Origin of the sequence: Bacillus sp. FSL H8-0534, assembly GCF_038005885.1 — a bacterium.
In the GTDB taxonomy this organism is placed as follows: Bacteria; Bacillota; Bacilli; order Bacillales; family Bacillaceae_G; genus Bacillus_A; species Bacillus_A pseudomycoides.
Map to the genome: position 1 here is coordinate 1,041,206 of NZ_JBBOUC010000001.1, position 21,481 is coordinate 1,062,686.

Below are 21,481 nucleotides of genomic sequence, written 5' to 3' on the forward strand. Positions count from 1 at the left end.
TAGGTTACCCTATCCTTTTTGCATTCTATTTACGATAAATTTGGAATTCGTCTATGTTTTGTAGCTTGTTCAAATGCATATGCAAGCTTAATTAAAGTCCCTTCACTAAAAGCAGTACTTGCAAAAGTGATTCCAAACGGTCTTCCGCTTTTCATATATCCAGCCGGTACTGCTATGGAAGGATAACCAGCTTTGGCACATATTGTTGATCCTATATATGAAGGGAAGAGAATTGCATCAAGATCATATTTCTTTAACGCAAAATCAATTCCTTGTTCCTGGGAAAAATATAAATCTTCTAATTTTGCATTTAAGTATTCAGGGTTTCTTAACGTATTAGAAAAATCCTTTCCAAACTCCAACCTACTTTGTCCATATTTTAATGCTTTCTCTTCTATATTTTTATTAAATGCAATTAATTCAGAGATAGAATGGACTGGAATATTGGAAGGTAACTTGGAAAGATAATTATCTAGACTATGTTTTAATTCATACGATGAGACTCTCCAACTCCACTCCCTATGAAAAGATGGAATTTCGATATCTTCTAATACTGTTGCTCCTTCATTACGCAGTACTTGTATAGCATTCTGAAATAGTTCCTCATCATACTCTCCAGATTCGTAATAGCTTTCAGAGGCTTTGTTAAATACTCCAATTTTAGCACTCCTTAAACCATTAGAATCTAAATAAACCATATAATCTTGTTGAGCTCTTCCTTCACTTTTATAAGTTGCAGGATCAAGCTGGTCTATTCCTGTTAGACTCCCCAATAAAATTGCCGCGTCAGTTACTGTTCTAGCAAAAGATCCCGCTGTATCTTGCGAATATGTAAAAGGTATAATCCCCTTGCGACTTACTAAGCCAACAGTAGGCTTAATACCAACTACAGAGTTCTGAACTGCTGGACTTAAAATAGAGGCATCTGTTTCTGTTCCAACAGATAAAACGGTTAAGTTGGCAGCAACCGCTACGGCCGATCCTGTACTTGAACCACCAACAAAAAGGTCATCATCACCTGATCCATATGGATTAATGACTTGTCCACCTCTTGAACTATATCCAGCCCACATTTCAAAAGACATTCCATTCGCTAATTCTGTCATATTCGTCTTACCTAATATGACTGCACCTGCTTCACGAAGCTTTTCAACAAGAAATGCATCATGATTACTCCTATAGTTTTCAAGCGCAATTGTTCCTGCACTTGTATGCATTGAATCATTTGTTTCAATATTATCTTTTAAGAGAATAGGAATACCGTGCAAAGGACCTCTGACACCCTTTATTTTTCTTTCATGATCTAATCCTTCTGCGATAAAAATTGCATCTGGATTTATTTCTAAAATAGAATTTATTTTCGGACCGTCTTGGTCATACTTCGCTATTCTATGAAGGTAATACATAACTAACTCTTTCGAAGTAAGTTCCCCATTTTCCATCGCTGTTTGTATACCATGAATTGTTAATTCTTTTCTTAGTAGTTTATTGAATTGAATCTCCATCTGATTTCTCCCCTTACAAGTTGTTTCCTAGTTTCAGATCTTATCTTATTACTTATTAACTTTAATCATTGCCTTGTCTCCTCATTTCGACAAATTCACATCTGTTTAAACATTTCGTCTACCATACATAAAAACCTTCAAACAAAATAAAAAACGCCTTAGACGAATAAAACTATCTAAAACGTTGTTAACAATCACATATATTCTCTTCCTATTTTCAAACTCTCTTTTATTTCACATACACGTCCTCTAATAAATGTACAAATTCACCTTGATTCCCTGCTAATACAGGACACTTTGCTATATCAACCCATTCATAACAAAATGTTAGGCCCTCATCTTCCTCTCCTGCACTTACTATATGTTCCCACATATCTTTTACATCTGTTAATAATGAAATGTGAAAGAAGTGACGCTTTTGATACTCCTGTTTTTCTTTCATATAGATGATATAATCATCAATGAAACGTTCTATACATAAATGACGAAGTCCAGACTCTTCTATTACTTCACGCAGTACTGCTGCTTCTAATTTTTCTCCTTCGTCAACTGTGCCACCTGGGACCTGTATACCTGCTTCTGGTATATCACGATGAGTAAAAACAAGCAACTGCATAACTCCTGCTTTCTCCCTTGTAATGTATGCATATACTTTTTTCTTATATAACATCGTCATCTAATCCGTCTCCCCTCAATTCATTACTTCATCGCTTCCTCTAAGGTGAGTTGATTTTCATATAGATATGTCGCTTGTGGATTCCCTACATAACGTACGTGCCACGGTTCATACCGATAACCCGTAATGGACTCCTTCTCTTTTGTATACCGAATGACAAAACCAAATCGATGCGCATTTTGAGATAGCCATTTCCCTTCTTTTGTATCTCCAAAAACAGACTCTAATTGGAATTTAGCTGATTGTGATGTAATATCCATTGCGAGTCCCGTTTGATGTTCACTCGTTCCTGGAACAGCACTAGACATTGCTGTTTTTGCTTCTCCATCTTGAATCTTATACATTGTATTTAATGCTTTTTGCCGATCAAAAGACCGGTATCCAGAAACTGCAAAAAGAAAAATCCGCTCCTGATCTCCTTGCTCGAACATTTTTTCAAGTGCCTGCGCTGCTTCTTTCCTCATCTTCTTTTTCTCTTGATCACCTTCACTCGAATAACGCACTTTTGGAATAACTAAATCTTGTGGCTTATAACGATCTGGTAGCCGTCTGCTTTTATTTACAAGTACAAGTACGGAATCAGGATTATTGACAACCGCAAGATCTCCTTCCATTTTGGCAATAGTTTCTTGTGCTTTTGGAAATACAACGCTACTATTCACCTCTTGTGCCTGTTTATCTTTATACATTTTATAATTAATGCTTGCCACTCCAATAATAATTACAACTACTACGACACCCAGTAGTGTCCATCTTTTTTTCATACAACGACCTCTTATTTTAATAATTTGGCCATATAATACTCATCGACACGCTCACCCTCGACAATAAGAGAATCTTTTTTGACACCTTCTTGTTCAAATCCTGCTTTTTTATATAGTGCCTGCGCTCTTGTATTGTGGGCCATTACTGTTAATTCCAAACGCCATATATCATGTAATCTTGCCCACTTTTCTACTTCTTTAAACAATGTCGTCCCAATTCCTTTTCCGCCATATTCTTGTAAGATTCCAATTACAATTGCTGCTGCATGCTTGTTTCTTTGCACATTACCACCATTAGCTAAAATAAATCCAACTAATTGCTCCCCTTCTACTGCTACAAATATAGTAGAATTATAATCTTCTACAAAACGTTGAATCATTTGTGTTTGCTGCTCTACTGTTGTATTCCGTTCACCTGGTTCTAATAGCATAAAAGTAGTTTCTTCATCCAATTGTTTTCCTAATTGCAAAAATGCTGCTGCGTCCTCTACTCGAATTTCTCGAATCATTTCTATCACCCTACCAAGTTTATAATATAAAAATTTTCTTTATAAAGAGATTTTCGCTATTTTTTTATGAAATTCCTTTCTATTTTCCCCAGGAGAAATAGACAATTTTCGATATCAATATAATGAAGAAAAAATTGTGACAATAAAGTGAAACTTTAATCAGTGGGCGTTTTCTTCTTACCTCACTTAAATTTTTTACATTTGCTACATTTTAAAGTTGGGGCTTACTACCCGTGGATAGCGAGATAAAAGCTTAGCTTCCATCTTTTTATTTTTTGAACACACAAAAAAACGTAAGTATCTCACTTACGTTCATCCATTTACCTTTTCTGCTTGCCAAAAATATTCACTAAATGCTTTCGCCAATACATCAATGGAACGATTTAATTCTTCAGATGTATTATCTACACCTCCCACTTCAATTAAAATCGCTTGTCCTGATAAGTCCTGATTATAAATACCGTTCCCTGTTTGAAATCCCTTTTGAATAACACCGCGGCTTACTCCAGGATATTTTTTATTAATCGCTTCATGTAGCGCAGTTGCTAATTGTAAGTTTTTTGCATAATTTTTATTTCCTTTTCCAATGACAAAAGCAAGCTTCGCATATGATTTATCTCCAATCGCTTTTGTTGTGACATTTTTACGAGCGCTATCTCGGTGCAAATCAAAGAAGTATTGCAATTCTCTGTTACTAGCCATTGCTTCCTGTACAACTTCACGAGACATTTTATAAGAACTTGTATCATTTAAACCCTTACTAATCAACCTCTCCCCAACATCTGTTTTATCATTAACTGCCCCTATCCCTTCATTTTCTAATTGCTCACGGAATCTGTCTCCCAAAATAGAAATATTCGTCACAGAGCTTGTCGCTTTATTTGGATTTGGATTATTTGTCAAATTTAATAACGGTAAATAAGACTCCCAGCTATGCGTATGATAAATAAAGGCCACTTGTCTTTTCCCAGTTGTTTGAGATGGTTGTTTCTTGTCTTTATTTGTATCCGTTTTCGGAACTTGTCCTGCTTCTCCAGTCCGCTCTTTCACTACTTCCTCAAGTGGAACACTCGATTCTATTGGTAAGTTAGAATAATCTGTTCCTTCACCAGCAATGACGATTTCCGTATCGTATTTCCCAAAACCCGGAAGCTCCTTTCCAACAAAGCTACGTACATCATCAAATCGAATATTCGTTACTGTTGAAAAAAGAAAAGATGAAATCGAAAAATCTTGATTTAAATTCCGATATTCTTGTGTAAAATAGTGATTTTCCTTTCCAATCACATACATATAACCATTTATTGACAACTCATTCAACCAATTATATAAATATGCTGACTTTGTTTCTTTTAATGAAGTCACCATCATACTAATAAGAAAAAAAGTTGCTAACATCATAATGACAACAAATAAAATGAGCTTTCGTACACTCGTTAATTTTACATAAAAAAAGCCTCGATTCATAACATCACCCTCTCTGTTCCAACTTATGTACAAGCTATAGAGAATAGACCGCCTAAATTTCGGCTATATTGTCATAGAGGTGAAGTGAATTGAAGCTAATTATAGGTATAATTCCTATTGTTTTATCATGTGTTTTTTTATTATTTGCAGCACACCCTAAAATCCGTGCTTTCTTAGATATTTGCGCGTACCTTTCATTATATATACTGGGTATACTAATTGCTTTTAACATATATGATGTTGTACTGCACGGCTTAGTATTTATGACAACCATTCACAGTATTTTATTGAATCCATTATTTCTCCTTACCGGGGCTTATGTAGGAGTATATTCTTTATATCTCCTTATTTATAAACTAGTAACAAATGTAAGAAAAACTTAATACTTACCTTTAACGTATTTCCGAAAGAAGTCCCCATCTTCAAGCCCGTGACGGGCAATAGCCCAGCGATAAGGTTGGGATGAATTTCGTTTAGGCACAGCCTAACTGATTTGTAAGAACAACCAATTGTTATTATGGTGTATGCATTCTATATCCGATATCTTCACTTGCTTGTAAGACTTAGAAGGATTTTGTAGATAATGACCATCTATATCTTGTACATACATCATCTTCCCTGTAAATCCTGTCACAAATCCTACTTGTCCAAACACTTTTACTTTATCACCCAAATAGATTCCATGTACCTTTGGTGTATTTTTATTGTTTCGTTTTGCAGTTGTATTTTTTGTTTTTCTTCCTTTTCTTGCAGTCGATTCATGAAGGGATCGTTTTTTCTTTCTAAATTGTTTGATGCGAAATTCACCACTTTGCTCATATTCTTGTAGTTTTGTTGGGGTTGTAATCGCAATGGCATCATTATAATGTGTTTTCGATAAACGTAATTCTTTTCGTTTCGGTGTGGTGTAGCTGCCATACGTAATCTCACAACCTAAACGATTCATGATTTGCAGACGTAATATATTCATAAAAGCGGTCTCTTTATATTGTTTTGGTTTCTTGAAAATGTGTTTGATAGTTCCTTGGTGAAATTTCTGATGGCACTCTTCATGTACGGTTACAAGGTTATCTGCCATATCTGAACCGCCACTACATCGTTCAATGATATGATGCGTATGCAAAATACCGCCTTTTTTCTTACAAATTTGACAAGTATAATGATCTCTCGTAAACACGTAATACCTTGTATTCCAAAAGCCAAAGGCATCACCTTGTTGATATTCTTTTCCTTGTATGTCGGAGTTTTTTAGTTTTTGCGCATCAAACTTTCCTACTTCAACAATTACTTTTGGGGATGGTAATAACGAGCGGAATATTTCAATCCAATGAATTTGGTTATGCATCCTACTTTGAATCGATGGAGGCAACCAGCCTTCTCTCTTTTTTCGATTGAGAAAACGTGCTTTTCGATATCTTGTTTTTCGTTGTCTTCTACTTCTGCGTAATGTAGCTCTCAGTGTAAGATTCTCTTTAACGTCTTGACGTAACTCGATTGTTCCCTTTGCTAGCACTTTGTCTTCTGTGGTGATCGCAATGCCTACATACTTCGAACCGCTATCAACACCAATTGCAACGGATTGCACCGTTTCACCAGTAGCATACTGCAATTGAATTGTAAACGGAGTATACCCAATAATCTTGGCTTTTCCTTGTTTGAGAAGAAGCCTAGCTTTGCGATTGCTGCAAGGCATGAGCGGTTCTCCTCTTAAATTCTTGACAAATACACGCATGATTTGTCCCTCCTAAGAGTTTGTTTCCCTTCGCCAATGTTTGTAGGTGTTGGCAACTTCTTGTGCAAGAAGACTTGTGGTTGACCGTTCCTTCCCAACCAGAACTTTTACAGAGCCACCATAGAGCCAAGAACTAGGGAATCATTCTTGGGTATGCAACCTACGAACGGAGTCCACAAAGGACCGTGGCTAGACAACCAGAACTTTTACAAGCCCCCACTTCAAAACGCGCTAGCGTTTAAGTGGTGGGTAGTTGACATGGAGTGTAAAGATGAAACCACCTTTTATATGTCATAAATGCCAGAAAAAAATTATCAGAAAACAAGATCTTATCACCACAATATTTTACATACGTATCTACTTATTTCACAATACTTGTTTTAGCCAACAATTTTTCTTTTCTAGTTTCATTCCTATTAACACGTTATTTGGAGCATATTTCATTTGGTATACTCTCGCTATAGGGAGTGTTTTAACCATAACTGAACCCTCAATTATTTGGATCTTTTTTTTACTACCAGCTCTATATCGCTTCATTTCTTATTATTATATCGAACGTCACTTTTGAAGATAGCGATTAGACTGTCCTTTAGGAATACTTAAACACTCCCAATCTTTTTCTTTCAGCAATTTCCCAACATAAATAATTTGTCCAATATGTGATGCATAATGAGCAATCTGCCTTTCAATTGCTTGCATAACACTATGCGCTTCACCACGAATATGAATTATCTTTAAAAGATCTTGCGGAGTTAATGATTGCAGCGCTTGAAAAACATACCCCCATCCTTCCCCCCATGCTGCTAGCACTTCTTCTTTTGAAGCATAACCGCCTTCAAATTCACCATCACGATTCCGATCTAGCTTTTCACCGTCTGTCGTTAAGAAATCTGTCCATCTTGAGCGCATATTCCCATGCAAATGTTTAATTATAATCGCAACACTGTTTGCTTCTTCATGAGGTGTCCAGCATAGTTGTTCATATGATAACTGTGAAAGCGATTGTTCTCCTTGCTTTTGAATCACCTTAAAGTTTGAAAAAACACATTCTAAATAAGCTTTTCTAACTTCCATTTCCAATCCTCTCCCATATTAACTAATTGGCGTTCCATTTGGAATTTCTATATCAGGTTGCAATAAGATTACATCACCATGTTCTGGGACTCCTCCTAACACAAGCACCTCTGATTTAAAGCCTGCAACACGTTTTGGTGGAAAATTCACTACGGCAACAACTTGTTTTCCAATTAACGCTTCTGGTGTATACCGCTTTGTAATTTGAGCACTGGATTGCTTCATACCAAGTTCACCAAAGTCAATTTCCAGCTTAATTGCAGGTACACGCGCTTCTTTAAACTCTTCTGCTTTTTTTATCGTTCCAATACGTAAATCTAACTGTAAAAAGTCTTCAAAATTAGCCATTTTATTCTCCCTCCCAAATTATCATTTAGACAAAACATGCAAATTCCCTCTAAAAAAAGAAAGATGCCTAAGCACCTTTCTTTTGTAACTCCCTTGATTCATTTGGTCTATATAGGAAGTAACCCATAACTCCACCAACACATGATGGCAATAACCATCCAATTCCTTCCTTATATAAAGGAAGCATTTGCAACACATTTGTTATAGCATCAAACTTAATATTTGCACTTTCTAAACCGTTAAATAGACTAATAACTAGTGCCCCTAAAATTGCACCGATATATATTGTATTTCGTTGCCCAATCCATTTATGGAAATAAGACAGAACAATTAGTACAATCGCAACAGGATAAATAATCAGTAACACAGGCAATGTTACAGCAATAAGCTGTGTTAACCCTAAGTTTGATACAAATAAACTAAACGCACATACCAATGTGACAATCATTTTATGCGATAATCTTGGGAATAAGTTTGTAAAGAATCCCGCACACGCCGATGTAAGTCCAACTGAAGTTGTTAAACATGCGAGTGTAATAACAAGGCCTAACAATACTTTTCCACTTGTTCCATATAGCTCATTTACAACTTTCGTTAAAATAAGACCTCCATTATCAGAAACGCCAAGTGATGTACTTGTCGAACCAAGATAAGCAAGTGATAAATAAATTAATGTTAAGCCTACCACAGCAATAATTCCTGATATAATTGTTATTTTTGCAATTTGTCCACTCTCTTTTATCCCTTTTGAACGAATAACTTGTACAACAACGATCCCAAATACAAGTGCACTAATAGCATCCATCGTTAAATATCCTTGAATAAATCCGCCAAAAAATGCATTTTCTTTGTATGCATCTAATGGTGCAGCAGGCGCCCCAATTGGATCAATAATCGCTTTTCCAACAATTACAGCAACAATTAATACTAATAATGGGGTAAGGAACTTTCCAAACCAATCAATTAGTTTTGATGGATTTAATGATAAATACCAAGTAACCCCAAAGAAAACTACTGTGTATAGAAACAGCATATACCACTCTGACACAAACGCTTCTGATAGAAACGGCTTCATTCCCATTTCAAATGAAACTGCCCCTGTACGCGGGATTGCAAAGAATGGTCCAATCGCTAAATAACTAATCAGTGGGAAAATAAACGCAAATATAGGATGTACTCTAGAGGATAACGCTTTCAAGTCTCCCTCTACAAAAGCTACAGCGGTTACAGCTAATAGAGGAAGTCCGACTCCTGTCACAAGGAATCCAATTGTGGCAATCCAAACATTTTCTCCTGCTTGTTGACCTAATACTGGTGGGAAAATTAAATTTCCTGCTCCTAAAAATAATGCAAACAACATCAAACCAATTGCTATCGTATCTCCTGGCCTTAATCGTCCCTTCATCTTTTTCTTGCATAGCATGTTCCCTATTGTTTTTATCTTTTTTCACAATATGCTATGCATCCTCCTCTCTGCTCATGTTGATTAATATATCGCCCCTTAAAAGGCAATGCCTTTCTCCATAATTTCTCCACTTCCCCTTTTTATTACTCTAATTTATAAATTTTGATTTTTTTGAATATTTAAATCATTAGAGTGTTAAACCATGGAGTAAACTTGTCAGACTTCTTTGCTTTTGTCACACATATAGTAACATATTTAGTTGAAAAATAAAAACATATTTTTTATATAGAATTTTTCGAAAAACAAAATAATAAGTTCTCCTTCCTCGTCTATTATTCTTTTAGGAAAATATTTTAGAAACAAATATGCAACGATTCATTTTGTTATCTCAAAATAACATTACTATTTCCTTTTTTATGTATAACGAAAAGCCATCTAAATTATACAGATGGCTTTGTATCTTCTATTCTATTGTCTCCACTTCACGTGGATTATTCATTTCTTCTACATATACAACGCGAAATCCATGGTCTTCTAAATCCTTAAGCAATGAATCTAATTCTTCTGGTTTAAATTCTTCGCCTAGTGTAAACATAATTCTGCGTACTAATAACGCATCATTATCAAATGTCATTAAACTTTGAATGCCACTATATTTTTTCAAAACTGTAGATAGTTTTTGAATCGCTCCATTATAATCTTGGGTTCCCACCATAACAGAATACCTGCTAGAATGAACACCCCATGCATCCTCTAATAACTCAAATACCTTTTTATGAGTTAAGATTCCAAGAAATGTCCCTTTCTCATCGATAACGGACAAATATGGTAGCTTCTTAATTGTAAAGAACACTTTAAAGAAAGAAGAGTCTTCTCTCACATAGCCCTCTTTATCATTTAATAATTCTGATAAATCATCTTCTAATGAACCTTTATATTCTAAAATATCTACTTTATATACATTCCCTAAAAATTTCTCTTTCTTTTCATCTAAAACTGGCACACAACGATAACCTGTTTTATTTAAATGATCCAATGCTTCACCTATTGTAAATGAAATGGAGCAATATAAAACTTCTCTTTTTGGCACATAATTTCCTTTAATCCTCATAAAAAGCCTCCTTATGTTAAAATACTTTCTGTGCCATAACTATATTATATTTTCAGAAAAAAATAAATAATTTATTTTATTTTTCTGAAATCTTTTCATATTATTGTCATTATTTGTTCATGAATGATTCATTTTTGAGAAATTTAGTAGATTATCATTCTGTACAACAAATAATATAAGCAACTTATCATACTTAAGCTAGTTACTGACTATAGCTGAAAATAAAGAGAATTACTTATAATCCTAGCCTATACCCATATGTAAAGAAAAAGATATTGTAACTTTAGCAAAAAAGCGCTAAAATAAGAATAAGAATTTTCTGAATTTTCAAAGAGCAGGTGAACCTTTATGTCTTCATTATTTCGTTCTTACACATATCGCTTTTTTGTAGGATTCCTTATTATTCTTATCATAAGCCCCATTCCCGCCTTATTATTAACTCATGAGTCTTCTTATTTGAAAGGTTTACTTGGGATTTTTCATAATCTCGCTCATTTTCCATCCATTTTCATCCCGATGATTGATTGGATGCATGAATCCATTCTTTTTTCATCACAACCTATTATAAATTCAACCACAACTTTACATGCTCCAGGACAATCTACACTTCTATTCCCTTATATGTGGGAAGTATACTTTTTATCAATCGTGCGTTTTACATTCACACTCGCAATTGGTTTTTCAATTAGCTTAACAATGGGACGTTTATTCTTAAAGGCACCAAAACAACTAAAAAAATATACTTCAATATTGCGCTGGATTCCATACTCATTCAGTACTGCTTTATTACAATGTTCTATTGTTTTAATTTCTTTATACATCGCAAAGTACATAACAATTCCATTCCTTTCCTCTCTCATCATCATAAGTAGTACATCAATGATTATTGTTATACAGGCAATTAAAAAATGGATTCCATTTTTAAATAAAACTGCAGAACATGATTTACGTGATTCATCTTTTCTCATTAATACGTTATTTATGGCAAATGTTTCAAATCATAAATCTATTTTAAGCTCCATCATTCTGTCATTTTTTTATATGGAATGTATTTTTCATACGAAAGGATTACTACAATTTATTATTCAATTTGGAGGAAGTTCCCCGACCGTTGTCACAATTGGACTGCTACTCATTTATATTCCATACATCATTCTTTCCTTTCTTCAATCCGTGTGGACAACAAACCAGTCTAAACATCAAACTTACACTATCACAAAAACACTGACAAAGTAATTAAGCTTCATGCTATCTCCCTCCTTTTAAAAATGGAGGGTTATTCCCCTTTCATTCAGGGTAAAATACCAACAAATTCATGTATGGTTAGAAAAACATTCCAATATTTACTCATTTCCTTTGACTATTATTTTCATTTCGATTTATTATAAAAGTATAACATACTTGCAGGAGGTGACATCTTTATTCCAACTTCGGAGTAGAGAACACACTTGGACATATTAAATATTTTTCTCATTTTTGTACTTATTCTCATTTCTGGCTTTTTCGTCGCATCTGAATTTGCGGTTGTAAAAGTACGAAAAAGTAGAATTGATCAGCTTGCAAATGAAGGAAATAAGCAAGCATTAGCTGCCAGAAGCGTTGTTTCTAACTTAGATGTATACTTATCAGCCTGTCAGCTTGGTATTACTATCACGTCTTTAGGCCTTGGTTGGCTTGGTGAACCAACTGTTGAACACTTACTACGACCACTATTTGAAAAAATAAATATTACTGGAGCAATGGCTAATACGCTATCGTTTATCATTGCATTTAGTGTCATCACTTTTTTCCATGTTGTATTGGGGGAACTTGTTCCAAAATCTTTTGCAATTCAAAAAGCGGAGGCTATTACATTAAAATTTGCCAAACCACTCATTTGGTTTGATAAAATCATGTATCCTTTCATTTGGTCACTTAATAGTACAGCCGTATTCTTTACAAAACTATTCGGCTTAGAACCAGCAAAAGAAAATGAACTTGCTCACTCAGAAGAAGAATTACGACTTATTTTAGGTGAAAGCTTTAAAAGTGGTGAAATTAATCAAACTGAATACAAATATGTAAACAATATTTTCGAATTTGATGATCGTGTTGCCAAAGAAATTATGGTACCTCGCACAGAAATGGTTTGTTTATCTACCGAAAATACATTAGAAGAAAATATGGATATCGTGGCATCTGAAAAATATACACGTTATCCGATTATTGAAAAAGATAAAGATGATATTATCGGGATGCTAAACACAAAAGAAATTTTTCACGACCAAACGAAGGGGATTCAAAAACCTTTAGAAGCGTATATACATCCGGTCTTAACTGTATTTGAAACAGTACCAATCCGTAAAACATTAATTCATCTTCAAAAGAATCGTGTGCAAATGGCAATTGTAGTGGATGAATACGGCGGGACAGCTGGCCTATTAACAATGGAAGATATTATTGAAGAAATTATTGGTGAAATTCAAGATGAATTTGATGCAGATGAATCGCCAATGATTGAAAAACGCACACCAAAACTCACTGTACTGGATGGAAAAGTACTCATTTCAGAAGTAAATGATATATTTGGTTTACATATCGATGATAGTGATTTAGATACAATTGGGGGCTGGCTTCTATCTCAGGCAATTGATTTAAATATTGAAGTTGGCTATTCAATTGAATATGCTGGTTTCCAATTCAAAGCATTAGAACTTGATGGGCATCAAATTAAGAAAGTTGCTGTACATAAACTAGATAGTAAAAAGGAGATATAAAGTGACCGTTTTATTAACACTTTGTATAATTGCTTGTTTTATCGTATCGTTTATTGCGTTTATCTATCCGATTATCCCTGGCATACTTGCACTGTGGGCTGGATATCTCATTTATCATTTTGCCATAAATGGTGGGGAGCTAACAATAAGTTTTTGGATCCTTCAAATCATTTTTACCATCATTATTTTCGTTGCTGATTTTATCGCAAATGGATACTTCTTAAAGAAATATGGAAGTACCAAATGGGGTGAACGTGTGGGAATGGTTTCTATTATTATCGGCTCCTTTTTCTTCCCACCATTTGGTCTCATTATCATTCCATTTCTGTCTGTTTTCGTGACAGAAATAATGCATAAAAAGACACCACAAGAAGCGTTTATGGTCGGAATTGCTACAGTCGTCGGCTTCTTAAGCAGTACAGTAGCAAAAGCAATTTTACAAATTATTATGATTATCATTTTTGTATGTTACATTCTTTTTTAACCATCCCTTTTCAGGGATGGTTTTTTTAATAAGCAATGCCTACACGGCTATTTTCATATACTTTTTCATTTATTAGAGACCACGTAAAACGAGCTGTATCTCCTACCGTAATTTTTGATCCATCCAGTGGTAACATATCCGTCTCCGTCCGGTATATACCCGTTTCTTCACCATCAATTAAATGTGTAGGACAAACAATTGTCCAGCATAGCCCACTATTTTTTAAAGCTACATAAGCAGCTAAATGATCTTCTGCAGCCGTTGTGGTTTTTCTTTTTGATTCTTCCGATTGAAATCGATATATCTTCTGATTTGTCCGCGCCTGTAAAATGCCTGCTGTTCCTATCGTAATAATCCTTTTTACTCCCTCTTTCCCCATATGTTTTATAATGCTAGGTATACTATTCGATAATGTTCTATTTCCATCTGTTCCAAGAGCGCTTAAAACGAGCTCAGCGTCCTTTAAAGCTTTCTTCACATCATTTCCCTGTAATACATCCCCTTCTACGATATGTAGCTTATCATGTCTCATCATAAGCTTATTTTGATCACGAACTAATACTGTGATATCATGTGAATCTTGTAATGCTAGTTTCATTAACTGTGACCCAACTCTTCCAGTTGCACCAAATATACATATTTTCATCTTCGTACTCCTTACTTACTATTTTTCTCTATTCTTTCTCAAAAACGATAAATATGCAACTAAAAAAGCTTCCCCAACACGTGAGAAAGCCCTACCATTCAAAATATTATTTTTTTTCCTTTGAATCTGAAGAATTACTATCCTTGCTCGTTTCTTGATCTTTCTTTTCATCTTGCTGTGATGTTTTGTCCTCATCCTTCTTTTTGTCCTCACCTTTACTACAACCTACCATAAATAAAGAGCTCGCAAGTGCCATAGCAGTTAAAGATTTAACCCATTTATTCATTTGCTTATCCCCCTTTTGATAGAATATGTACAATCTCATATTACTTCTCTTTTTTGAAGATAATATGAGAAAAGAGTAAAGATACGGTAAATTTCTGTAAATTTTCTGATAAGAGAGGCGTTTGTTTTTTATTTTGGATCTTTTTCACTTATAATAAAAATAATATAACAAAGAAAGGTTGATATATATGGAACTTGGATTAGCTGGAAAAACTGCTCTAGTTGTTGCTTCTAGTCAAGGTTTAGGAAAAGCGATTGCTACGGAACTTGTAAAAGAAGGAACAAATGTTATGCTACTTAGTCGTAATGAAGAAAAGCTAGCATCTTTACAAAAAGAATTGATCGCTCTTAATAAAGGCACTGCCATGTATACAGTTTGTGATGTTACAAACAAAGAAAACATGAAACAAGCGGTAGAATATACTGTACAAACCTTTGGCACAATTGATATTTTAGTAAACAATGCCGGCGGCCCTAAGCCTGGTACATTTGAACAATTAACAGACGAAGATTGGTACAATTCATTTGAGCTTAATTTATTAAGTTACGTTCGTATGATTCGTGAAGTACTTCCATATATGAAAGAGCAAGGCGGCAAAATTATTAACATTGCTTCGTCTTCTATTAAAGAGCCCATTCCCGGATTACTATTATCGAATACATTCCGCGTCGGCATTACAGGCTTAGCAAAAACGTTAGCATCTGAGCTTGCTCCATATAACATTTTAATTAATACGATTGCTCCTGGACGTATTGCTACAGACCGCATCGCTTCTCTCGATGAAACAGCTGCCGAAAAGCGCGGAATTACAGTAGAAGACGTTCAAAAACAATATGAAGCAATTATCCCACTTGGAAGATATGGTCGTCCTAGTGAATTCGCTAAATTTGCTACATTCCTTGCATCCGATGCAAATACTTATATGACTGGGCAATCATTCCTTGTTGATGGTGGAATGGTAAAAAGCTTATAATTCTTTTCAAAAAAACAAGACAGCTTATATGCCGTCTTGTTTTTTTATTCTATGCAAATCTTTCGTCTTCATATATATTCTCTATTGTATATTCTTTTTTCACAACATATTGCCATACACTATATGCATAACGATTCATTTTAACAAAGCAGTTTTCCAAAAATGATCGAAATTCCGGATTTGCAACTTCTACAGCAACTTGGGCGAATCTGAGTGCTAATCTTTTTAAATTCGAAATATAGGAAATAGCAAGTTCAATGTCACCCTGACTTGTATTCTTCATCGGTATATCATTTTGTATAAGGGGGGACTTCAGTTGTTCACAAATCATATGCTGTATATTTTCACCTTCTTGAAAGTTCACTTGTTCATTGTAAGCTTGCAAAATATAGGGCAAATGTTGTTTTAATATATCCTTTAACTCTTCACCTTCCACCCTATTCATATACTCACCAATCATATGAATCATTTCATAGCTACACTTCATTAACTCTTCCATACATCTCATATCATAGCTCCCCCTTCCCTCTAAATATATGCCTATAAATAGGATGCCAGAACATTTGCTACCTTTGCTAGAAACCAATCCCAGCTATTTATTTTGTCAAAATCTTTATCAGTTAAGCGTTTAGAATCATGAAAATCCTCTTGTAGTCGTTTCCATACCTCAGCTACAACTGCTTTATCATATATAAAACAGTCCGACTCTGTATTTATGTAAAAACTACGATTATCAAAATTAGCTGTTCCTACATCAACACTTATATCATCAATTATTGTCACCTTTCCATGAAAAAAACCATTCCGGTATTGATAGACTTCCGCACCGGCATCCAGCATCTTTTTTAAATGCGGATAAGCAGCTTGTTTTAGTAACAGAGCGTCACTTTTAAAAGGAACAAGAATCTTTACCGTCACGCCACGCCGCAATGCTTCTTGTAAACCATCCATCATTTCCTTACTTGGTACAAAATACGGCGTTGCAATGATTAATGATTTTTTAGCCCCTTTTAATAATGCACCGTATTCCTGCCATAACCCTTTCCCATCTGAAAATACATATTGATACTTTGCATTTCCTTGCTGAGATGGTCCTTTGTACAAAGAAAGTTTTTCACCAGTATCCGCATACCAATCTTCTGCAAATTTCTGTTCCATATCAGTCGCTCCATCTCCTTCAATACGCAACTGATAATCACGCCATTTCCCAAATTTAGGATCCTTACCGAGATACTCCTTTCCAATGTTAAAACCACCAATGTAAGATATCTTTCCATCTATCACCGCAATACGCCGGTGGTTACGTTGATGCAATGAATAAAACAAATTCTTTAATTTAGGCTTTTTACTAAAAGTAAACTTAACACCCTTTTCTTTTAACTGCTGAATCACTTGTTTCTTCATTTTATAGCCACCTATACGGTCTACTGATAATTTCACATCCACACCGCTCGATGCTTTCTTCTCTAATAATTGTAAAAAATTACGACTCACTTCATCTTTACCAACAATATAAAAATGAATATAGACATACTTTTCTGAACGATTTATATCATCAAACAAATTTTGATACAAATCCGTTCCGCTTGTATATAATTGGAAATTCCCGTATCGAATTTGTGATATTTCAAGCCCACTAGTCATTTTCTTCCCCATCTCTAAATCGATGTTCATCCATATGAATATCCCTATGATCCATAACAAAATGGATACACATTTTTTCATGGATAAAACCCTTTCTTCAAAAACAGTTATTCCTATATCTTTCCTTTTTTTCACGTTAACATACAAGAAAAATCTATATTTTCGTGATATATGTCCCTGTCAAACAAGAGTGAATTTGCATATTGTATGTTGTATCTTAAAATAAAAGGAGGAAATAACAATGGGCTTCGCACATGGAAATGGATTCGCGTTACTTGTCGTACTATTTATCCTCTTAATTATCGTCGGTGCTGCTTGCTTTTGCTAGTTAGACACCCGAAAGAGCGATATGCAGATGAAAAAACTATAAAAGCGGACACCTAAATTTAGGTGTCCGCTTTTCATTTCAAATTACTTATAAAGTTAATAACGTTGCAATTTTCTTACTTTCTGCTTTTCGAATATGACGTTGTTGCGCACGTAAAACAGCAATTTCATGTAATTTTTTTTCTCCCTCTGTTTCGGGAATTACACGCGGAACAGGAACTGGATTATTTTCTTTCCCAAGTGCTACAAATGTAACAAAAGATGTTGCTGCAATTCGTTTTTCACCAGAAATTAAATCTTCCGCTACTACCTTTACAAACACTTCCATCGACGTTCTCCCTGTCCAAATGACAAACGATTCATAGCTCACACAATCAGTTGAACGAACTGGATGTAAAAAATCTACCCAGTCCATTGATGCCGTTACACATTCCATTCGTGAATGTCTCGTTGCTGAGATAGATGCAATCATATCCATTTCAGCTAATATTTTACCTCCAAATAATGTGTTATGATCATTTAAATCTGTTGGAAAGACACGACTTGTTTTAAAAACTCTTGATTCATTAACTGTTTTCCCATTTGTTTCTTCCATTTCCTTCACCTCTTTAATTCATTCATAAACCTTTCATAACATGAAAACGAAATAAATACTCCCTAAATTCTCCTAGTCCCATGCATCCTATATATTAATTAATATGAAAACATTGGAACTACCCTATGCTTTTTTGTTCATCTTGTATATAAAAATTACACTAGGTGAACTATATATTATATATTAGCAATTTTCATAAATTTATGTCTATAAAAAAGAACCGATTATAATCAATCGGCTCCTCTAAATACATATTGTTCTTTCGGCTGTTCAACTTTATTCCATTTTGTTACTTCCAAAACAGGAATATTTGCATGGAATGGTTGATAAAATTCAGTTGAAATTTCACCTTCCACTTCAATCCAATCATCATTCTTCCACTCTACTCCATCTGGCTTTTTCACTAACATCCCGTATACACCTGAATCGGCTACACAATGAATAATACCAAAGCGGAATAAGAAATATTGTTCTTTCTTTGAAGAATCATCGCGGAAAACAAATCCTTTAAACGAAAGTGTCTTACCTGTAAATTCACCAGGATAATTATAAATTGTTTCTATACCTTTTAAGAAGTCTTCATCCTTCAAGGCAATATTATCTTTTGTGACGTATTCTTTTTTTCCTTTTTCCATCACACCACGATACCCTTCTTTTCCATAGTAAATACTCGTATCGGGTCTTAAAAACTGCCTTGTAATAAATGGATCTGTACTCTCTGCTTGCGCAACAGGGAAATGAAATCCTTTCGCTTTAACAATATCTGAATCTAACGTCGCAATTGGAAAGAATAGTCCTGAAATAATAGGGAAACAAAATAATGTATACGCAAAAGTTCGTTTCCACCATGTGTTTTCATCTTTTGAATGATCATGTCCACAATGACTATGATCACAACCACAACTGTGCTGATCTTTTTCCTTTTTGTGTTCCTTTTGGAAAACAACAATGATTTGAATAAGTGTTAAAAACCCTAAAATAATTGCAGCTGTTTTTGATAAATATGCGTACTTCATATTTATATACTTTGTTATATTACCTGAAATATGAAGCTGCGCAATTAAGATTGTAAATCCGAGTAAAATATATGCTCGAAACATAACCTACCACTCCATCGCATAAATGAGTAGTGAGCTTGCATAAACCACAAGTGTAACTGTAGCTATCACAACAATTACAAATTTTGTTTTAAATGTCGCAAGCATCATAAACATATTTTTAATATCCACCATCGGTCCATAAACGAGGAACGCGACAAGTGATGCTGTTGAAAATGTACTTTGGAACGAAGATGCAATAAAAGCATCCGCTTCTGAACATAGTGATAAAATATACGCAAGTCCCATCATAACAGCTGATGAAGAGAACGGTCCTTGCCCTATAGAAAGTAGTGTTGAAGTTTGTACAAATGTTTGAACTGCAGCAGCAATTAATGCTCCCACTACTAAGTATTTCCCCATTGAGAAAAACTCTTCAACCGCATGTGTACATACGTCCCACATCTTTTTACGCAAAGGACGCTTATGATCCACCTCTGGGAAATGTTCATCACGTAGTTGATGATCTTTAAACATAAACGATAATATAAGTCCAACGATAATAGCTACAATAATGGCTACAATGGAACGATACCACACCATATGCATACTACTTCCAAACGCAACATATGTTGCAAATAATACAACCGGATTAATAATTGGCCCCGTTAACATAAATGCAATTCCAGCATACGGCGGAACACCTTTCCCAATTAAACGTCTTACAATTGGAACGATTCCACATTCACACCCTGGAAACATCATGCCAAGAAAAGTAGCTAATAATACAGACAGAAATCGATTTTTGGGCATCCATTTTGCCACCATATCTTCTGTCACAAACATTTGAATGAATCCTGAAATAAATACACCAATTAGCACAAATGGTAGTGCTTCAATTAAAATTGAGATAAAAATCGTATTCATTTGCAGGAATGCTTTCGGTAACTGAAACAATTCCATGATGTATTTCCTCCATCTTTTCATTAACAATATGTAATTTTAACCTCAATTTATTATTTGAACAAGCCCTTTTCAAATCTACAAATCATGGAAATAAGTTTTTCCTCAATACACATATTGTATATAAGAAACGTTTTATTACGACAAAAAAGCTGCTCTAGCGCAGTTTGATAACTATGCTAGAACAGCTTTCATATGATTTAAAAATAACGTTTCTTCCAAAAAATAAAGGCCATTACGCAAGATAATATTGCGGATATAATCATAGCCATTAAAAAACCATGCGGATTTTCACTTAAAGGAACTGGAACATTCATTCCAAAAAAACTGGAAACCATTGTTGGCACTGATAATATGATTGTCATAGAAGTTAAAAACTTCATAACACTGTTTAAATTATTAGAAATAACCGAACTAAACGTATTCATCATACCACTTAAAATATTACTATATATTTCAGCCATTTCAATGGCCTGTTTATTTTCAATTAATACATCTTCTAGTAAATCTTGATCATCTTCATACATTTTAATAAACGTATTATTGCGCATTAACTTTTGAATAACAATTTTGTTTGCTTTTAAAGATGTTGTAAAATACACTAAACTCTTTTCAAGACCTAATAATGTAAAGATTTCTTTATTTTTCATCGACTTATTTAACTCGTGCTCTAGGTCGATTGTTTTTCGGTTAATTTGTTTTAAGTATCGTAAATAATAAGTAGAAATCGTATATAAGAGCTGCAATGCAAAACGAGTCTTTTTAAAAGTATAAAATTCTTTAATACGCTGATTAATAAATCGCTCGAAAATCGGATTTTCTTCTAAACAGATTGTAACGAAACATTCCGGCATTACAATCATACCAATTGGAATCGTGTCGTATATTGAATTTCCTTCTTCATCATGCCTTACTGTTGGAATATCAACGATAATTAATGCATTGTCATCTTCTTTTTCAATCCGAGATCGTTCTTCATCATCCAAAGGGTCTTTAATAAAATCCAATTCTACATTCAATGTTTGCACTAGAAATTGAATTTCTTCCTCTGTTGGATGGAGTACATTAATCCAACAACCTTTTTGAATTTCCTCTATTTCTTGTAGTTTTCCGTTTCGGTCTGTTAAATAAATATTTAACATACTATCACCCCGATTCTTTTTACATGTGGGAATCTAC

General features: G+C 34.4%; 25 protein-coding genes. 7 read left to right on the top strand and 18 right to left on the bottom strand.

The features are described from left to right. Positions 1 to 29: 29 nt before the first annotated feature. The 5 genes from MHH71_RS05430 to spoIIP all read right to left on the bottom strand — a co-directional run bounded on the left by MHH71_RS05430 (position 30) and on the right by spoIIP (position 4,921). Positions 30 to 1,505, bottom strand: a complete 1,476-nt coding sequence (locus tag MHH71_RS05430) for an amidase family protein (protein WP_006094623.1) — start codon at positions 1,503 to 1,505, stop codon at positions 30 to 32. A gap of 229 nt (positions 1,506 to 1,734) precedes the next feature. Next, on the bottom strand, positions 1,735 to 2,181 hold the full coding sequence (locus MHH71_RS05435) for an NUDIX hydrolase (RefSeq protein ID WP_003197163.1): 447 nt from the start codon (positions 2,179 to 2,181) through the stop codon (positions 1,735 to 1,737). A 23-nt stretch (positions 2,182 to 2,204) separates the two neighbouring features. Further along, positions 2,205 to 2,945 (bottom strand): M15 family metallopeptidase, encoded by a 741-nt coding sequence (locus MHH71_RS05440; protein ID WP_006094622.1) that lies wholly within the window; start codon positions 2,943 to 2,945, stop codon positions 2,205 to 2,207. 11 nt (positions 2,946 to 2,956) lie between these two features. After that, a complete protein-coding gene (locus MHH71_RS05445; protein WP_016114607.1) occupies positions 2,957 to 3,454 on the bottom strand; it encodes a GNAT family N-acetyltransferase in 498 nt (165 codons plus the stop codon). 312 nt (positions 3,455 to 3,766) lie between these two features. Further along, positions 3,767 to 4,921 (bottom strand): stage II sporulation protein P, encoded by a 1,155-nt coding sequence (gene spoIIP, locus MHH71_RS05450; protein ID WP_006094620.1) that lies wholly within the window; start codon positions 4,919 to 4,921, stop codon positions 3,767 to 3,769. An 89-nt stretch (positions 4,922 to 5,010) separates the two neighbouring features. On the opposite strand from spoIIP, the gene MHH71_RS05455 reads away from it, so the two are divergent. Beyond that, on the top strand, positions 5,011 to 5,304 hold the full coding sequence (locus MHH71_RS05455) for a hypothetical protein (protein ID WP_016114606.1): 294 nt from the start codon (positions 5,011 to 5,013) through the stop codon (positions 5,302 to 5,304). 101 nt (positions 5,305 to 5,405) lie between these two features. Here MHH71_RS05455 and iscB read toward each other — a convergent pair whose 3' ends face one another. Further along, entirely contained in the window at positions 5,406 to 6,653 is a 1,248-nt protein-coding gene (gene iscB, locus MHH71_RS05460; RefSeq protein ID WP_016114605.1) for an RNA-guided endonuclease IscB, read from the bottom strand. A 271-nt stretch (positions 6,654 to 6,924) separates the two neighbouring features. Between iscB and MHH71_RS05465 the strand changes: the two genes are divergently transcribed. After that, positions 6,925 to 7,221, top strand: a complete 297-nt coding sequence (locus MHH71_RS05465; RefSeq protein WP_224796182.1) for a permease — start codon at positions 6,925 to 6,927, stop codon at positions 7,219 to 7,221. Here MHH71_RS05465 and MHH71_RS05470 read toward each other — a convergent pair. The 4 genes from MHH71_RS05470 to cbpA form a co-directional block, all read right to left on the bottom strand. Further along, on the bottom strand, positions 7,212 to 7,727 hold the full coding sequence (locus MHH71_RS05470) for a DUF1572 family protein (protein ID WP_006094618.1): 516 nt from the start codon (positions 7,725 to 7,727) through the stop codon (positions 7,212 to 7,214). The genes MHH71_RS05465 and MHH71_RS05470 overlap by 10 nt on opposite strands. Positions 7,728 to 7,745: 18 nt before the next feature. Continuing rightward, on the bottom strand, positions 7,746 to 8,075 hold the full coding sequence (csaA, locus tag MHH71_RS05475) for a chaperone CsaA (RefSeq protein ID WP_003197150.1): 330 nt from the start codon (positions 8,073 to 8,075) through the stop codon (positions 7,746 to 7,748). Between the two features lie 67 nt (positions 8,076 to 8,142). Further along, positions 8,143 to 9,480, bottom strand: a complete 1,338-nt coding sequence (gene brnQ4, locus MHH71_RS05480; RefSeq protein WP_033798832.1) for a branched-chain amino acid transport system II carrier protein BrnQ4 — start codon at positions 9,478 to 9,480, stop codon at positions 8,143 to 8,145. A 463-nt stretch (positions 9,481 to 9,943) separates the two neighbouring features. Then, a complete protein-coding gene (gene cbpA / locus MHH71_RS05485) occupies positions 9,944 to 10,591 on the bottom strand; it encodes a cyclic di-AMP binding protein CbpA (RefSeq protein ID WP_003197146.1) in 648 nt (215 codons plus the stop codon). A gap of 348 nt (positions 10,592 to 10,939) precedes the next feature. On the opposite strand from cbpA, the gene MHH71_RS05490 reads away from it, so the two are divergent. The 3 genes from MHH71_RS05490 to MHH71_RS05500 all read left to right on the top strand — a co-directional run bounded on the left by MHH71_RS05490 (position 10,940) and on the right by MHH71_RS05500 (position 13,831). Next, the gene (locus MHH71_RS05490; RefSeq protein ID WP_006094616.1) at positions 10,940 to 11,827 is read left to right on the top strand and encodes a hypothetical protein; all 888 of its coding nucleotides are present in this window, start codon (positions 10,940 to 10,942) and stop codon (positions 11,825 to 11,827) included. Positions 11,828 to 12,039: 212 nt separating this feature from the next. Further along, on the top strand, positions 12,040 to 13,347 hold the full coding sequence (locus MHH71_RS05495) for a hemolysin family protein (protein WP_006094615.1): 1,308 nt from the start codon (positions 12,040 to 12,042) through the stop codon (positions 13,345 to 13,347). A gap of 1 nt (position 13,348) precedes the next feature. Beyond that, positions 13,349 to 13,831 (top strand): DUF456 domain-containing protein, encoded by a 483-nt coding sequence (locus tag MHH71_RS05500; RefSeq protein ID WP_006094614.1) that lies wholly within the window; start codon positions 13,349 to 13,351, stop codon positions 13,829 to 13,831. A 25-nt stretch (positions 13,832 to 13,856) separates the two neighbouring features. Here the strand turns inward: MHH71_RS05500 and MHH71_RS05505 are convergent, their stop codons facing one another. Further along, positions 13,857 to 14,477, bottom strand: coding sequence for an NAD(P)-dependent oxidoreductase (locus tag MHH71_RS05505; protein WP_003197138.1), 621 nt, complete (start codon positions 14,475 to 14,477; stop codon positions 13,857 to 13,859). 106 nt (positions 14,478 to 14,583) lie between these two features. Continuing rightward, positions 14,584 to 14,763 (bottom strand): hypothetical protein, encoded by a 180-nt coding sequence (locus MHH71_RS05510; RefSeq protein WP_016114600.1) that lies wholly within the window; start codon positions 14,761 to 14,763, stop codon positions 14,584 to 14,586. Positions 14,764 to 14,950: 187 nt separating this feature from the next. On the opposite strand from MHH71_RS05510, the gene MHH71_RS05515 reads away from it, so the two are divergent. Further along, on the top strand, positions 14,951 to 15,736 hold the full coding sequence (locus tag MHH71_RS05515; protein ID WP_006094613.1) for an SDR family oxidoreductase: 786 nt from the start codon (positions 14,951 to 14,953) through the stop codon (positions 15,734 to 15,736). A gap of 49 nt (positions 15,737 to 15,785) precedes the next feature. Here MHH71_RS05515 and MHH71_RS05520 read toward each other — a convergent pair whose 3' ends face one another. Together MHH71_RS05520 and cls are read right to left on the bottom strand one after the other, a co-directional pair. Then, the gene (locus tag MHH71_RS05520) at positions 15,786 to 16,244 is read right to left on the bottom strand and encodes a spore coat protein (RefSeq protein ID WP_018765476.1); all 459 of its coding nucleotides are present in this window, start codon (positions 16,242 to 16,244) and stop codon (positions 15,786 to 15,788) included. 32 nt (positions 16,245 to 16,276) lie between these two features. After that, positions 16,277 to 17,461 (bottom strand): cardiolipin synthase, encoded by a 1,185-nt coding sequence (cls, locus tag MHH71_RS05525; RefSeq protein WP_033798831.1) that lies wholly within the window; start codon positions 17,459 to 17,461, stop codon positions 16,277 to 16,279. Between the two features lie 160 nt (positions 17,462 to 17,621). Here cls and MHH71_RS05530 point away from each other — a divergent pair, with 160 nt between their 5' ends. Continuing rightward, on the top strand, positions 17,622 to 17,708 hold the full coding sequence (locus tag MHH71_RS05530) for a YjcZ family sporulation protein (RefSeq protein WP_000505094.1): 87 nt from the start codon (positions 17,622 to 17,624) through the stop codon (positions 17,706 to 17,708). 87 nt (positions 17,709 to 17,795) lie between these two features. On the opposite strand, the gene MHH71_RS05535 is transcribed toward MHH71_RS05530, so the two are convergent. The 4 genes from MHH71_RS05535 to MHH71_RS05550 form a co-directional block, all read right to left on the bottom strand. Beyond that, positions 17,796 to 18,302, bottom strand: a complete 507-nt coding sequence (locus MHH71_RS05535; RefSeq protein WP_018765474.1) for an acyl-CoA thioesterase — start codon at positions 18,300 to 18,302, stop codon at positions 17,796 to 17,798. 230 nt (positions 18,303 to 18,532) lie between these two features. Continuing rightward, positions 18,533 to 19,402, bottom strand: coding sequence for a TIGR03943 family putative permease subunit (locus MHH71_RS05540; protein ID WP_006094610.1), 870 nt, complete (start codon positions 19,400 to 19,402; stop codon positions 18,533 to 18,535). Between the two features lie 3 nt (positions 19,403 to 19,405). Further along, positions 19,406 to 20,302, bottom strand: a complete 897-nt coding sequence (locus tag MHH71_RS05545; protein ID WP_078211708.1) for a permease — start codon at positions 20,300 to 20,302, stop codon at positions 19,406 to 19,408. Positions 20,303 to 20,502: 200 nt separating this feature from the next. Next, on the bottom strand, positions 20,503 to 21,444 hold the full coding sequence (locus MHH71_RS05550) for a magnesium transporter CorA family protein (RefSeq protein WP_003197123.1): 942 nt from the start codon (positions 21,442 to 21,444) through the stop codon (positions 20,503 to 20,505). Between the last annotated feature and the right edge of the window lie 37 nt (positions 21,445 to 21,481).

Bases quoted from the DNA above. Each gene is read 5' to 3' on its own strand.
- MHH71_RS05550 (WP_003197123.1), bottom strand. From the start codon at position 21,444: ATGTTAAATATTTATTTAACAGACCGAAACGGAAAACTACAAGAAATA.
- MHH71_RS05515 (WP_006094613.1), top strand. From the start codon at position 14,951: ATGGAACTTGGATTAGCTGGAAAAACTGCTCTAGTTGTTGCTTCTAGT.
- cbpA (WP_003197146.1), bottom strand. From the start codon at position 10,591: ATGAGGATTAAAGGAAATTATGTGCCAAAAAGAGAAGTTTTATATTGC.
- MHH71_RS05520 (WP_018765476.1), bottom strand. From the start codon at position 16,244: ATGAGATGTATGGAAGAGTTAATGAAGTGTAGCTATGAAATGATTCAT.
- MHH71_RS05470 (WP_006094618.1), bottom strand. From the start codon at position 7,727: ATGGAAGTTAGAAAAGCTTATTTAGAATGTGTTTTTTCAAACTTTAAG.
- MHH71_RS05540 (WP_006094610.1), bottom strand. From the start codon at position 19,402: ATGTTTCGAGCATATATTTTACTCGGATTTACAATCTTAATTGCGCAG.
- MHH71_RS05430 (WP_006094623.1), bottom strand. From the start codon at position 1,505: ATGGAGATTCAATTCAATAAACTACTAAGAAAAGAATTAACAATTCAT.
- MHH71_RS05545 (WP_078211708.1), bottom strand. From the start codon at position 20,302: ATGGAATTGTTTCAGTTACCGAAAGCATTCCTGCAAATGAATACGATT.
- cls (WP_033798831.1), bottom strand. From the start codon at position 17,461: ATGAAAAAATGTGTATCCATTTTGTTATGGATCATAGGGATATTCATA.
- spoIIP (WP_006094620.1), bottom strand. From the start codon at position 4,921: ATGAATCGAGGCTTTTTTTATGTAAAATTAACGAGTGTACGAAAGCTC.
- MHH71_RS05445 (WP_016114607.1), bottom strand. From the start codon at position 3,454: ATGATTCGAGAAATTCGAGTAGAGGACGCAGCAGCATTTTTGCAATTA.
- iscB (WP_016114605.1), bottom strand. From the start codon at position 6,653: ATGCGTGTATTTGTCAAGAATTTAAGAGGAGAACCGCTCATGCCTTGC.
- MHH71_RS05535 (WP_018765474.1), bottom strand. From the start codon at position 18,302: ATGGAAGAAACAAATGGGAAAACAGTTAATGAATCAAGAGTTTTTAAA.
- MHH71_RS05440 (WP_006094622.1), bottom strand. From the start codon at position 2,945: ATGAAAAAAAGATGGACACTACTGGGTGTCGTAGTAGTTGTAATTATT.
- brnQ4 (WP_033798832.1), bottom strand. From the start codon at position 9,480: ATGAAGGGACGATTAAGGCCAGGAGATACGATAGCAATTGGTTTGATG.
- MHH71_RS05505 (WP_003197138.1), bottom strand. From the start codon at position 14,477: ATGAAAATATGTATATTTGGTGCAACTGGAAGAGTTGGGTCACAGTTA.
- MHH71_RS05530 (WP_000505094.1), top strand. From the start codon at position 17,622: ATGGGCTTCGCACATGGAAATGGATTCGCGTTACTTGTCGTACTATTT.
- MHH71_RS05465 (WP_224796182.1), top strand. From the start codon at position 6,925: ATGAAACCACCTTTTATATGTCATAAATGCCAGAAAAAAATTATCAGA.
- MHH71_RS05435 (WP_003197163.1), bottom strand. From the start codon at position 2,181: ATGACGATGTTATATAAGAAAAAAGTATATGCATACATTACAAGGGAG.
- MHH71_RS05510 (WP_016114600.1), bottom strand. From the start codon at position 14,763: ATGAATAAATGGGTTAAATCTTTAACTGCTATGGCACTTGCGAGCTCT.
- MHH71_RS05490 (WP_006094616.1), top strand. From the start codon at position 10,940: ATGTCTTCATTATTTCGTTCTTACACATATCGCTTTTTTGTAGGATTC.
- csaA (WP_003197150.1), bottom strand. From the start codon at position 8,075: ATGGCTAATTTTGAAGACTTTTTACAGTTAGATTTACGTATTGGAACG.